This window comes from Pseudonocardia acidicola (assembly GCF_012911935.1).
In the GTDB taxonomy this organism is placed as follows: Bacteria; Actinomycetota; Actinomycetes; order Mycobacteriales; family Pseudonocardiaceae; genus Pseudonocardia; species Pseudonocardia acidicola.
This window is the reverse complement of the sequence record NZ_JAAXLA010000002.1, coordinates 1-13108: the sequence shown is the minus strand read 5'-3', so window position 1 is coordinate 13108 and position 13108 is coordinate 1. Positions and strand designations below refer to the sequence as shown.

Sequence of the window (13108 nt, the reverse complement as noted above, 5' to 3'; positions counted from 1 at the left end):
GCGAGGAGCAGGCCTCGATAACCCAGGACCGGGTGGAACGGGGGTCGGGTTACCCGTCGAGATGCCCGCGGACCGTTGCGAGCCGCTCGTACTGGGTCAGCGGATCGGCCGCGGCCGGGAACAGCACGAAACCCGCCGCGCCGGCCGCCCGCAGCGCCGCGAGGCCCTCGGCGACCTCGTGGGCGCCGCCGATCAGACTCCAGCGCTCCACCGCCGCCAGCGGCAGCCCGTACTGCCCGGCGACGAACCGTGCGGCCTCCTCCCGCGCCGACTCCCGGCTCTGCGCACCGGCGGTGACGTGCGTGAACACCATCATCAGCGGTGTGCACGGCGGCCGGCCGTACTGCTCGGCGCATTCGCGCAGCCGTTCGTGGGCGCGGCGCAGCCGGTCCGGCGAGGTCCACACGCCCAGCCACCCGTCCGCGACCCGGGCGGCGCGGCGCAGCCCGGCGTCCGAGCGTCCCCCGATGATCAGTGGGACCGGGTCGGGCACCGGCTCGAGAGCGGGCGAGCGGGTGGGCAGCAGCGGACCGGGATGGTCGACGGCGTCGCCGCGCAGCAACGCAGCGATGATCTGCACCGACTCGTCGAGCCGGGCGCCGCGCTCGGTCACCGGCACCCCGGCCGCCTCGAACTCCGCAGGGTTCTCGCCCCCGACGCCCGCGCCGAGCAGCACCCGGCCGGGCGCCAGGGTCGCGACCGTGGCGACCTGCTTGGCCGTCCACACCGGATTGCGCAGCGGCAGCAGCAGCACGCCGGCCCCCAGGAGCAGCCGCTCGGTGCCGGCCGCGGCGGCCGAGAGCGCGCAGAGTGCGTCGAGCACCGGCGGGTGGAAGCTCAGATGGTCGCCGACCCAGCCGGAGTCGAACCCCAGCTCCTCGGCGAGCCGCGCACCGCGGACCAGCGGCGGCGGGCCCAGCCGGAACGGGTCGAAGCTCGGCAGCATCACGCCGACCCCGGCGTCGGCGACTTGCAGGGCCAATGTCCCACCACTTCCGTGCGCCGCCGCGACCCCTGGGCGGCGCCGTCGGCGGGCACTAGCGTCGCAGAAGGCACCATAAGCACTCACCGGCAACGGAGCGGGGTGGACGCGGCGTGGATTTCGCCTTCGACGACGACCAGGAGTCTTTCCGCAAAGAGCTTCGACGGTTCGCTACGACGGCGCTCGCGCCGCATTACCAGTCCGACGACCGGGCCGGCGTGATGCGCCCGGAGCTGCCGGGACAACTGGCCGGCATGGGGTTGACCGGGCTGCGGATCCCGGAGCGGTTCGGCGGCCAGGGGGCCGACGCCGTGACCACCGGACTGGCCGCCGAGGAGATCTCCCGCGCCGACGTCAACGTGTGCTACCTGCTGCTCAACAGCGCCCTGATCGCCGACATCCTGGTCGCCAACGCGACCGAGGAGCAGCTCGCGCGCTGGCTGCCGCCGATCGCATCGGGGGAGACGGTGCCGGCGCTGTGCCTGACCGAGCCCGGCGCCGGCTCGGATGCCGCGCACCTGACGCTGCGCGCCGAGCCCGACGGCGACGGCTGGCGGCTGGTGGGGGAGAAGACCTCGATCACGCTGGGCATGTACGCCGACGTCGCGGTGGTGTTCGCGCGGACCGGCGGTGCTGGTGCTCGCGGGATCAGTGCGTTCTTCGTGCGGCTGGACGCTCCGGGCCTGTCCCGCACCCCGCTCGACGACCTGGGCAGCCGGTCGATCGGTCGCGCGTCGCTGTACTTCGACGGGCTGCGGGTGGGCCGGGACGATCTCATCGGCGCCGACGGAGCCGGGTTCGTGTCGGTGATGCGCGGGTTCGACTACTCCCGGGCGATCATCGGGCTGATGTGCCTGGGCATCGCGGCGGCCGCACTGGACGACGCGTTCGACTACGCCCGGACCCGGGAGGCGTTCGGCGCCCCGATCGGGAAGAACCAGGGCCTGGCGTTCCCGCTGGTGGAGTCGGCGACCTACCTCGCCGGGGCCCGGCACCTCTGCTACGAGGCGCTGTGGCGCAAGGACCAGGGCCTGGACCACACCGTGCAGGCCAACATGGCCAAGTGGTGGGCGCCCAAGCTCGGCATGGAGGTCGTGCACCAGGCCCTGCTCACCTTCGGTCACGCCGCCTGGTCGACGGACAACCCGCAGGGCCAGCGGCTGCGCGACGTGATCGGTCTGCAGATCGGCGACGGGACGGCACAGATAGCGAAACTGGTGGTGGCTCGGCAGTTGCTGGGCCGGGAGTTCGCGCCCTGAGGTGCGCACCCGATTGGCCTGCCACCGGCCGGCGTGCCACCCGGGCGCGCTCCAACCGATCCCGGATGTGTCCGGAGCCGGGTGGAGCGCGCCTCGCCGCGCCGCCGGGGACCGGCACCGCGCGGCCGACCTCCACCATCGCCTCGAAGAACCGGGCGTTCGCGTGCGAGATCTGCCAGCTCGCGAACAGCACCCCGACCACCTCGGCGTTCGGCACCGTCGCGAGATCCAGGCCGTCGAGCGCGGCACCGAGTTCGGGGCCGGGCGATATCTCCGCCCATCCCGCCGGTTCCGCTTCCATGACTCGAACATACGGTCGAAAACCGACGAAACGGGCGCCACCGCAAGGCTGTCGGGAATCGATTCGCGATCGCGAATCCGGCACCGATGAGTTCGGCCGCGATCCGGGGTCTCAACAGGCAAGAACCACAGTGATCTCGACGGAGGTAGGCCATGGCCAAGATCCTGTACTCAGCCACCATGTCACTGGACGGCTTCATCGCAGGCCCCGGTGGCGACATGTCCTGGTTGACCGAGCACCTCGGGCCCAACCCGCCCATCGACGAGGTGATCGGCAAGATCGGTGCGCTTCTCGTCGGCAACCGCACCTTCCGCGGCGACGATCCGCACAAGGGCGTCCCGGACAAGGAGGGCAAGCCGTTCGGTGGCGGGTGGAGCGGCCCGCAGTTCGTGCTCACCCACCACGCCCCCGCGACGCCGGTGCCGGGTGTCACCTTCGTCGCCGACCTCGACAGCGGCGTCGCCGCGGCCAAGGCCGCCGCCGGTGACAAATATGTCAACGTTCTCGGCGCCGAGGTCGCCCGGCAGTGCCTCGATGCGGGCGTGCTCGACGAGATCCTCGTGTGCGTCGCGCCCGTCATGCTCGGCGACGGCGTCCGGCTGTTCGACCACCCGGGCGGGACCAACGTCAAGCTCGAACGCGTCAGCCTGACCCACGCACCGGGCGCGACGAACCTCTGGCTGCGCGTCGTCTGACGAGTCCGGGTCAGGCCGGGAAGACCGCCTTCCGCTTCTCGAAGAACGCTGCCCGGCCCTCCGCGAAGTCCGGCCCGGCCAGTAGCGTCAGCTGGGCCTCCTTCTCCGTGGCCAGCAGGGCTGTCAGGTCGGCGTGCGCACCGCTGAGGGCGGCCTTGTTCGCGGCCAGCGCATCCCGGGACCGGGCCGCCAACAACGCCGCGCGGTGCTGTGCGGCCTCGAGCGCGGTGCCGGGAGCCGTCAGTCGCTCCACCAGGCCGATCCGCTGCGCCTGCGCCGCCTCCATCACCTCGCCGAACATGATCATCTCGGTGGCGCGGCCCCGGCCGATCCGGCGCGGCAGCGACCAGGACAGGCCGCCGTCGGTGCCGAGGCCGATGGTGCCGAACGAGGCGCAGAAGCGGGCGTCGTCGGCAGCCACGACGTGATCGGCGAGCGCGACGAGCGAGAGCCCCGCGCCGAACGCGCCGCCCTCGACCGCGGCGACCACCGGCTTGGGGCCGCCCGCCAGCGCCTCGGCCAGCTCGGAGAGCACCCGCAGCCGGTACTCGCCGGCTGCGGGGTCCGCGCTCATCGAGCTGATGTCCCCGCCGGCGCAGAAGAACCCGCCCGCCCCGGTCAGCACCACCACCCGGCAGCGCGCGTCGTCCATCGCAGCGCGCACGGCGTCGCGCAACTCCACCCGCATCTCCAGCGACAGCGCGTTGCGTCGCTTCGGCTCGTTCAGGGTCAGCGTGCGCACCCCACCGGAATCGACCACGTCGACGAAGTCCATGCCGCTAGCCAAGCACGTCGCGGCCGCGAACCGTGTCCGTTCTCGGTACGCCGGCGAGATCCGGCCTGCCGGGGTTCGGTCCGGTCGTCCCCGAACGACCGTGGGCCGGACCGGCACCGCGATCGCCCGGAGGATCCGGAGCGATCGAGAAGCCCGTCTCGCAGATCTTCATCCCGCTCGGATCGCTGCTGTCCGGCGGCGGCCGCGCGACGAGGGTCGGCCTTCTGACCTGCACGGAGTGTAGTCCGTTCGGCTCCGCACGAACGCTTGAGATATCGCCCGTGTGCGTGGTGACGGCTACGGGCGCACCCGGCATGCTCGGTTGGCCATCCACAGTCGACCATTCGGGAAGGCCCGACATGACGATGCGCGATGATCGGGTGCCGGACCTGCGGACCGGTGGTGGCCGGCGCCGGTGGTTCACCACGTCGACGTGGGCACTGGCCGCGTTGCTCGGTGTGATGACGTTCGGCACCCCGCCGTCCGCGAGCCCCGTCACGACGGTCACGGTGCGCGCCGCCTCGGACTCCACTGCGGCTGCGCACGGCCACCCCGGCGACACGCCGCGCACCGGCGGCGTGCTCAGCGGGCTGCTGTCCGGCGGGTCCCGGGCCTCGGCGCCGAACGCCGAACCGGCCTCGACGCTGCAGCTGCGGCCGGCCGAGTTCACCAACCGCGTGCCCGACGGCAGGGCCGAGGTCGCGGTGCAGACCGCGATGGCGCAGATCGGGCTGCCCTACCAGTGGGGAGGCAACGGTCCGGCCAACGGGGACCGCGGCTTCGACTGCTCGGGCCTCACCACGTTCAGCTACGCCGCCGCCGGGATCGCGCTCCCGCGCACCGCGCAGACCCAGTACAACCGTGGCCCGCACGTCACGGCGGGCGCCCCGTTGCAACCCGGTGACCTGATCTTCTACGGCTCTCCGGGGAAGGTGCACCACGTCGGCATGTACATCGGCGACAGCCGGATGGTGAACGCGCCGACGTTCGGCAAGCCCGTCCAGACCGCCTACTACCGGTGGCGCGGCGACGACTACCTCGGTGCGACCCGTCCGGCCGCCACCGGTGTGCCGCTCGCGGGGCTGCTGCTGGAGGCGCCGCAGGCGTCGCAGCCGTCCGACCCGGCGGCGTCGCCGTTGATCTTCGACGCGCCGCCGGCCCCGCTGCCCCGGGGACCACTGCCGGAGCCGGGTGTCGCGCTGCCCCCGGAGGCGGTCACCGCGGCGGCCGCGATCGCTGCGGCCGACGAGGAATCGGCGCACACGCCGAGCACTGTGCAGCTGGTCGTGCCCATACCGGGCCGGCCTCCGGCCGACGGGTCGCCGGGCGTGGTCCGCAACGGCCCCGGCGCGCAGCCCGCCGCGCCGTCGGGCACGGCCGGCCCGTTCACCGCTGCGGACCCGGGGACCGTGCCCGGCGGGCCTACGCCCGGACCGGGTCCGGGGCGCGCGGGGCCGGCGCCCGCTGGGCCACCGGCTCCCACGACCCCACCGGCCCGGACGCCGTCGCCCGCATCGACTACCGCAGGATCGGCGCCGTCGGTCGCCGCCCGTTCGGGCACGCCGGCTCCGGTGGCCCCGCCGCCGGCCAGCACCGCGGCTCCGCGGATCGCCGTGCCGGCGACGGCGACCGCGGCGACGCTGCCGGGCGGGACGGTCGAGCTCGCACCGGTCGCGCAACGGGCCACCGGGCTGCCGGAGGCCCCCGCCGGGGGCGGTGGGGTGTGGTCGAGCGGCGGTCACACGGTGATCACGCTCGGCTCGCCCGCACTGGTCGACGGCGTGCTCGTGGGTGCACCGATCACGGTCCGCTACTCGGCCGGGTCGACGCGGACGTTCACCGTGCGGGACCGCGCGGTGGACGTGACGAGCGTCGCCGCGGCCCGGCTGCTGGCGGCTGCTCCGCGTGGCGCGCTGGTCGCGCTGGCCGCGACCGGCCCCGGCAGCTGGGTCGTCCTCACCGCGGCCTGAACCCGGACAGCAGCCGGCCCCACGTCGCTGGGGGACGACGTGGGGCCGGGGTCCGGATCATCGCTCGGCGTGCCGATGGCGGCTCAGCCGGCGGCCCCGGCGGTGGGGGCCGCGGGTTCGGGCGTGGTCGATGCGGCGCCGATCGAGGTGGTCGGGTCCGCGAGGGGTTCGGGCGGCGCGGTGGTCGTGGGGGTCGTGGTCGTCGTGCGGGTCGACGTGGCCCGGGTCGTCGGGGTGGCCGACGTGGCCGGAGCCGTCGGGGTGGCCGACGTGGCCGGAGCCGTCGGGGTGGCCGGCGCGGCCGGGGTCGTGGTGGTGCTCGTCGCGGCCGGCGCCGGCGGGGCGGTGGTCCGCGTGGTGGCGGTCGTGGACCGGGCCGGGACCGCCGACGGGGTGCCGGTGACGCCCGCGGCACCGACCGGATTCGCGGTGGTGTTGTTCTCCAGCGGCGAGACTCCGGTGCCGTCGACCGGGTAGAACCGCACCCAGTCCACGTACATCCGGGACTGCTGGACGGCGCCGCCCTTGGGGAACCAGTCGAGCTGAATGGTCATGTGCATCGGCCCGGGCGGAAATGCCGAGGTGTCGGTGGTGGACCACCATTCCTGGCCGTCGACGAAGGTGGTGATCTTCGTCGGGGTCCATTCGACGGCCCAGTTGTGCCATTGCGTGGCGTCGATGCCGACTTCGCCGCCGATCTGGGAATTGTCGGCGCCGTAGTGCAGGAAGGCGTTGGTCTTCTGGCGGGTGGGGTCCATCATCTCCATGAAGTCGATCTCGCCGCCGACGGGGAAGTTCTCCGCGTCGGGCCACAGCAGCAGCAGCGCGTTGTAGGACGGATCGCTGGCGGGGGCCTTGATCCGGCCTTCCCAGCGGCCGTACATGGAGCCGAAGTTCCAAGCCATGCCCGCGGTGGTGCCGTCCGGGTCGCCGGTGATGGTCAGGTAACCGTTCCCGACCGAGGCGGCGCCGGGGCTGCGCCGCCCGTTGCCGGCGTGGCCCGGGCCGTCGTAGACGTTCCACTGCTCGAGGCCCTCGTCGAACTCCTCGACGCGGGCCGGGGCACCCCAGCCGTGCATCTGCGCCGCGGACGTTCCGCCGTCACCGGTGAGCGTCACCGGCGGGCTGCTGCTCGACGAGCCGGCGGAACCGGCGTTCGCGGGCGAGTCGGGACCGGACGATTCCGTCGGTGCCGATCCGGCCGACGCCGATCCGGCCGCCGCCGACGTGCTCTGCGGCGCCGGGGCCTCGGACGACGGCGCGCTCGCGACCGGGCCGGTGATCTGGCCGTCGGACGTGGCGGCACCGCCGAGTCCGGTGCCGGGCAGGCAGTCGGCGGCCTGCGGGGTGACGGTGCAGCCGACCGCGGGCGGGCGCGCGCCGCCGGTAGCAGCGGATCCCGCGTCATCCGTAGACAGGGCGCTCATCGCCAACATCACGGCGGCGGCGGCGATCCTGCAGGCCTGCAGCCCGACCAGCATGTCTCGATCCCCTCGTCGATGATCCTCTCGCGCTGCGGCGCGGCCCCGGACGGTGCCGCCGCCGGGCAGCCCGGCACGCTCGTCGAGCGTGTCCGCGGCGTGCCGGCCCGGACAGCCCGAGGCCGGGGGATCGGCACCCCCCACTTATGGGGGCCCGGGCCGCGGGCGTCACCCGGAGCTGCTGATCTGCTGCTCGGCGTGCCGGCCGATCGCCATCGCGGCGAGCCGGCGGGTGTGCGGGGCGGCCTGCACACCCAGGTCCTGCAGCCCGCGCCGGCACGCCCGGCAGGCGCGCATCGCCTCGGCGGAACGCCCGGCACGAATGGTGCGGGCCCGGCGGGGGACCAGGTGGCCGCGGGTAGGGAGTCCCGGCCCCGTGTTTGCAGGGTCGGCGCAGCGGCGCAGGTCAGCCCACAGGCAGCCGGGCATCGGCGACGGTGCCGTCCGCGGATGCGGTCACGGTGAGCACGCCGCCGAGATCGGTGACCCGGTCGGCAAGCAGTCGCAGGCCGAGACGGCCGTCGGGGCCCGTGCGATCGCGTCCGCAGGCACCCCGACGCCGTTGTCGACGATGCGCAGCCGGACACGGGGGCGGACCTGTAGGTCCACCGCCGTCGACCCGGGTCCCGCGATGGGTAACCCCTGCGGCGACCGACAGCCGGTGGAGGTGACGCGGTGGTTGAGAGCTGGTCGTGGCTCCCGGGAGCCGTGGGGTTCGTGGTGTGCACGCTGCTGTTCGGGCTGGCCATGCTGATCGTGGCGGTGTTCGGCACGGTCGTGGTCGGTATCATGCGGATCAGCGGCCTGCTGAGCTTCTGAACGGGCGCTCCCGCGCTCAGCAGTCTTCGGCGCGGCGCCGTGGGCACCCCTGATTGAGGGGGCGCAAACCCCTCCTTTGCGGCTCACGACGGCATGATCCTGTCGATCAGACTCGGCGGGTCAGCGTGTCGACAGCCGCCGGGAGAGCCATGCGCAGCATGACAGCGACGGCACGCCGGATGCTGATCGTGGGCCTGCCGAGCCTCGTGGCGCCGTGCCGCGGACACCACCCCGACCCGCGCCGGCCGCTGACCGGCGAGACGAGCGCCGGAGAACCGTGGTGGCAGTGAGGACGCCCGCCGGCCGGCCGGCCGGGCCGGATGCCCGCGGGTCCGGGCCGTCATCGGCCTCGATCCAGGTGGAGCGGCTCTCCGGCCGCTCGCTGGTGACCCGCTATGCGGTGACCGGGCTGCTGACGTTGCTGGTGGTCGCGGTCGTGACCGCCTACGCGAGCCGGCTGCTGGGCATCCAGGAGGCCGTCGACGACGCACGGCGTGCCACCCGGGTGGTCGCCGGGGTGGCCGTCGAGCCGGCCCTGCAGGACGAGTTGCTGACCGGGGATCCCGGCGCGATCGCGGCGCTGGACACCCTGGTGCGCCGCGAGGTGCTGCGCAACTGGCTGGTCCGGGTCAAGATCTGGGACCGGACCGGGCGCGTCCTGTACTCCGACGAACCGCGGCTCATCGGTCAGCAGTTCGGGCTGCGCGGCGACGAGCTCGACTCCTTCGTCACCGGCACCACCAAGGCCGAGCTGAGCAACCTGTCGGATCCGGAGAACCGCTACGAGAACCGCGACACCGAGTTGCTCGAGGTCTACCTGCCGGTGCGCACTCCCAACGGGGAGAGGGTGCTGTTCGAGGCCTACTACCGCTACGCCGGCGTCACCCGGGCCGGCCAGCGGATCTGGCTGCGGTTCGCCCCGTACAGCCTCGGCGCACTGCTGCTGCTGTCACTGGCCCAGGCCCCGATCGCGATCGCGATGGCCCGCCGGTTGCGGCGTAACCAGGCACAGCGCGAGGCGCTGCTGCGCCGGGCCATCGAGGCGACCGACGCCGAACGCAGGCGGATCGCCGCCGACCTGCACGACGGCGTCGTGCAGAACCTCGCCGGCGTGGCGTTCTCGCTCGGGGCCGCCACGCGTCGCGGCGGGGCCGATGCCCGGCAGTCCCGGGAGGCCGCGGACCGGGTGCGGCAGGCCGTGCAGTCGCTTCGCTCGCTGCTCGTCGAGATCTACCCGCCGAACCTCTACGAGGAGGGGCTGGCCGCCGCGCTGGCCGACCTGGCCGCCGGGCCGGGCACGCACGGCATCGAGGCCGAGGTGGCCATCACGGCGCCGCTGGACCGGCTCGGCGTCGCCGAGACCGAGTTGATCTACCGGGTCGCCCAGGAGGGCCTGCGGAACGTGGTCGCCCACGCCGCCGCCTCCCGAGTGGACATCCGGGTGACCGCCGAGGACGGCGCCACCGTGCTGAGGATCACCGACGACGGGCGCGGGATGGATCTGGAGCACCTGCCCTCCCGCCCCGGGCACCTGGGCCTGCGCGCCCTGGCCGACCTGGCCCACGAGGTCGGCGCGGCGCTGATCGTGGAGTCCGCGCCCGGGGCCGGCACGACGCTGATGCTCGAGGTGCCGGCCCGGTGATCAGAGTGCTGGTCGTGGACGACCACGCCATCGTCCGCCAGGGCCTCGAGCAGCTGCTCGGCACGGCCGACGACATCGAGCTCGTCGGCACCGCCGGCGACGGCGAGCAGGCCTGCGCGCTGGCCGGCGAGCTGCGCCCCGACGTCGTCCTGATGGACCTCGCGATGCCCGTGGTCGACGGCGTGCGGGCCACCGCCCGCATCACCACGGAGCTGCCGGCGGCGCGGGTCGTGGTGCTGACCTCCTACGGCGACGAGTCGAGGATCATGGACGCGCTCGACGCCGGCGCGCAGGGCTACCTGCTCAAGCACACCGACCCGGACGCGCTGCTCGACGGGATCCGCGCGGCTCACACCGGCGGCGCCCCGCTGGACCCGCGGGCGGGCCGCGTGCTGCTCGACCGCCGGCACCGCGCGCCCGCGTCGCGGGAGCTGACCCAGCGGGAGAGCGAGGTGCTCACGTTGGTCGCCGAGGGGCTGGCGAACAAGCAGATCGCCCGCCGGCTGGGCATCACCGAGCGCACCGTCAAGGCGCACCTGACGAACGCCTTCCAGGGCATCGGGGTCAGCGACCGGGTGCAAGCGGCCCTGTGGGCACGAGAGCACCTGCATCCGACGGAACGCTGAGCGGGGCCGGTCGCGGCGGCGCCGAGTCCGGCCCGGGCCACACGTCGAGCTGCGGGGCGAACAGCAGTTGCCACAGCACGAGCAGTCCGAACGCCGCCGTCAGCAGCGCCCCGGCCTGCGCGGTGCGGCGCGCCAGGCGGGTGGCGCGGGCCCGGCGCGGATCCGGCGGCGGGGCGGTCAGGACGACGCTGTGCGTTCCGTTCCGTGCCGGCGTCCGGTCGGGCGCGGACGGTACTGGCGGTCGTGACACGTTCGATCGTGCCGCGCGGGCGGGACACCGGGGAGCTGGCCGATGGTGCTAGTACCCGGGGCCGGGTACTAGCACCAGGGTCGTATTGCCCGCCGGTGCCGCCGGACCGCACTCTCGGTCGTGGAATTCCTCGGCACCGGCGCCAGGCCGGCGACGGGGACATCCGCCGCCCGTGCCCGGGTGGCCCGCCACTTCCAGGAGCTCCCCGTGTCCCCATCCACCCCCGCTCTCCCCGTCCCGGTCGGTCCCCTCCCGGCCGGGGCGGGGGACCCGTCATGACCGCCGCGGCGCGGCCGCGCGTGGTCGTGGTCGGCCAGGGCCGCGCCGGCGCGATCTCCGCCCGCCGCTCGGCCATGGCCGGGCACGACACCGTGCGGTTCGATCCCTGGGGCGGGCGGATCGAGGACCTCGCGTCGGCGGACCGCGAGCGCGCGGCCGGCCGGCGTTCCGGTGACCTCCGGGTCGCCACCGATCCGGTGTGCTGCGCGGGGCTCGACGTCGCAGTGCTGGCGGTGCCCGCCGCCCCGCGCGATGCGGGCCCGGGACACAACACGCTGGAGATCGCGGCGGCCGTGATCGCCGAGTACCTGCGCCCGGGCACCCTCGTCGTGCTGGAGTCGACGGCCCGCCCCGGCACGACCGAGGAGGTCGTGCTGCCGACGCTGGAGTTCCTCTCCGGGCTGCGTGCCGGGACCGACTTCGCGCTCGGGTACAGCCCGGAGCCCGCCCGCGGCCCGGAGAGCCCGCGGGTGGTGTCCGGTGTGGACGCCGCCTCGCGGGCGCGGGTCGAGGCGTTCTACGGCTCGCTCGGGTTCGGCTGCGTCGCGGTCACCTCGCCGCGAGTCGCCGAGCTCGTGTCGCTGCTGGAACGCGACGCCCGCGAGGTCGACGTCACGGTGGTCGACCGGCTCGCCGTGCTCGCCGGCGACGCGGGGCTGGCCGTGCGGTCGCTGGTCCGGCCCGCGCCCGGTGTGGACACCACGGCGGTGCACCTGGTGCACCCCGAGGACGCGGTCCCCGACGGGCCACCGGCGCGGCACGCCCTGTGCTGGTCCACGTCGCGGCGCCGCGTCGCCGGTGGCTACCGCTGACCCGGCGATCGAACCGATGACGATGTTCCCGCATGATGTCGTCGCACGTCACAGCGCTGGTGCCGGCGCTGGACGACCCCCTCGTTGAGGGGTTCGCGCTCCCCAGTCCGTGGGCTGGCCGCGAAACGTTCGGCCCCACATGCTCGACATCGTGCCAGTGCGCCGACCCTCTCGGGCAACCACGACCATCGCCCCCCACCGCCCGCTTCCTTGCGGGGGACGTACGGCCGCTGCCGGCTGGGTGCTCGCCGCCGTGCTCGGTGCGGTCACGGTCGGCACCGTCCCCGCTGTCGCGCCCCTGGATGCCGGGGCCGGCGGCGTGACCGACCCGGCGCCGTCGGCGAACTCCCTCGCTGTCACCGCCGACCGGGTGGCACCTGCCGTGGCCACCGCCGCCGGGACCCCGGCAGATGTGAGGGCGGCGGAACCACGGCCCGCCGCCTTCACCACCGACGCGCCCGACGACCGGGCCCGCGTCGCCGTCGCCAGCGCCATGGCCCAGATCGGCCTGCCCTACGTCTGGGGTGGTGACGGCCCGGCCAACGGCGACGCCGGCTTCGACTGCTCCGGGCTGACCACGTACGCCTACGGCATCGCCGGTGTCCGGCTTCCGCGGACCGCGCACTCCCAGTACTACGCAGGCCCGCACGTCCCCACCGGTGCCCCGTTGCAGCCCGGTGACCTCGTCTTCTACGGCACGCCGGCCAAGGTTCACCACGTCGGCATGTACATCGGGGCCGGCCGGATGGTCAACGCCCCGACGTTCGGCAAGCCCGTACAGGTGGCGTTCTACCGCTACCGCGGCGACGACTACCTCGGCGCCACCCGGCCGGCGGCGAAACCCGGATCGCTGACCCCCGGTGTGCTGCCGGACGTGCCCCCGGCCCCCGCCGAACCGTCGGGTCCCGCGGACACCGAGTTCCGCGCCCCGGTCGCACCGCTCCCGCCGGTGCTGCCGCAACCGGGCGACCCGCAGCCGCCGGAGGCGGAATCGGCGGCCGCCGCGATCGCGGAGAGCGCCACGGTCCAGGGTGCGCAGGCCGCCCCGCAGCCGCCGGCGACCGGCCTGCCCGGCGGCACCGGTATCGCGGCCGCGCCGACAACCCCGCCGGTGACCGCCCTGACGGCCCCGCCGGCGACCCCGGCCGAGACGGCCTCGCCGGCGGCCCCGGCCGAGACGGCCTCGCCGGCGACGACCCCGCCGACGACCACCGCCC

11 protein-coding genes and 1 pseudogene are annotated in these 13108 nt (G+C 74.5%); 8 read left to right on the top strand and 4 right to left on the bottom strand.

The features are described 5' to 3' along the window. Window positions 1-49: 49 nt before the first annotated feature. Complete coding sequence (locus HF526_RS01130) at window positions 50-982, bottom strand: LLM class flavin-dependent oxidoreductase (protein WP_169379311.1); 933 nt, start codon at window positions 980-982, stop codon at window positions 50-52. A 113-nt stretch (window positions 983-1095) separates the two neighbouring features. On the opposite strand from HF526_RS01130, the gene HF526_RS36070 reads away from it, so the two are divergent. Together HF526_RS36070 and HF526_RS01120 are read left to right on the top strand one after the other, a co-directional pair. Further along, window positions 1096-2241 (top strand): acyl-CoA dehydrogenase family protein, encoded by a 1146-nt coding sequence (locus tag HF526_RS36070; protein ID WP_169379310.1) that lies wholly within the window; start codon window positions 1096-1098, stop codon window positions 2239-2241. Between the two features lie 453 nt (window positions 2242-2694). After that, window positions 2695-3237 (top strand): dihydrofolate reductase family protein, encoded by a 543-nt coding sequence (locus HF526_RS01120; RefSeq protein ID WP_169379309.1) that lies wholly within the window; start codon window positions 2695-2697, stop codon window positions 3235-3237. A gap of 10 nt (window positions 3238-3247) precedes the next feature. Here the strand turns inward: HF526_RS01120 and HF526_RS01115 are convergent, their stop codons facing one another. Then, window positions 3248-4012: an enoyl-CoA hydratase/isomerase family protein gene (locus tag HF526_RS01115; RefSeq protein WP_169379308.1), complete on the bottom strand. Its 765-nt coding sequence runs from the start codon at window positions 4010-4012 to the stop codon at window positions 3248-3250. A 359-nt stretch (window positions 4013-4371) separates the two neighbouring features. Here HF526_RS01115 and HF526_RS36730 point away from each other — a divergent pair, with 359 nt between their 5' ends. After that, entirely contained in the window at window positions 4372-5982 is a 1611-nt protein-coding gene (locus HF526_RS36730) for a C40 family peptidase (RefSeq protein ID WP_338051207.1), read from the top strand. A gap of 83 nt (window positions 5983-6065) precedes the next feature. On the opposite strand, the gene HF526_RS01105 is transcribed toward HF526_RS36730, so the two are convergent. Then, entirely contained in the window at window positions 6066-7463 is a 1398-nt protein-coding gene (locus HF526_RS01105; RefSeq protein WP_169379307.1) for a glycoside hydrolase family 16 protein, read from the bottom strand. A 168-nt stretch (window positions 7464-7631) separates the two neighbouring features. Beyond that, window positions 7632-7892, bottom strand: a complete 261-nt coding sequence (locus tag HF526_RS01100; RefSeq protein WP_169379306.1) for a hypothetical protein — start codon at window positions 7890-7892, stop codon at window positions 7632-7634. Window positions 7893-8138: 246 nt separating this feature from the next. On the opposite strand from HF526_RS01100, the gene HF526_RS01095 reads away from it, so the two are divergent. From HF526_RS01095 to HF526_RS34920, 5 genes and pseudogenes are all read left to right on the top strand, one after another. Further along, window positions 8139-8282, top strand: coding sequence for a hypothetical protein (locus HF526_RS01095; protein WP_169379305.1), 144 nt, complete (start codon window positions 8139-8141; stop codon window positions 8280-8282). 286 nt (window positions 8283-8568) lie between these two features. Next, window positions 8569-9924, top strand: coding sequence for an ATP-binding protein (locus tag HF526_RS36725; RefSeq protein WP_169379304.1), 1356 nt, complete (start codon window positions 8569-8571; stop codon window positions 9922-9924). Next, a complete protein-coding gene (locus tag HF526_RS01085; RefSeq protein ID WP_169379303.1) occupies window positions 9921-10550 on the top strand; it encodes a response regulator in 630 nt (209 codons plus the stop codon). The genes HF526_RS36725 and HF526_RS01085 overlap by 4 nt, the downstream gene beginning before the upstream one ends. A gap of 525 nt (window positions 10551-11075) precedes the next feature. After that, window positions 11076-11891 carry a nucleotide sugar dehydrogenase gene (locus HF526_RS01080; RefSeq protein ID WP_169379302.1) on the top strand — a complete coding sequence of 272 codons (816 nt, stop codon included), beginning with the start codon at window positions 11076-11078 and terminating at the stop codon, window positions 11889-11891. Between the two features lie 496 nt (window positions 11892-12387). Next, a pseudogene (locus HF526_RS34920) lies at window positions 12388-12726 on the top strand (C40 family peptidase); the annotation flags it as partial. Window positions 12727-13108: the final 382 nt, after the last annotated feature.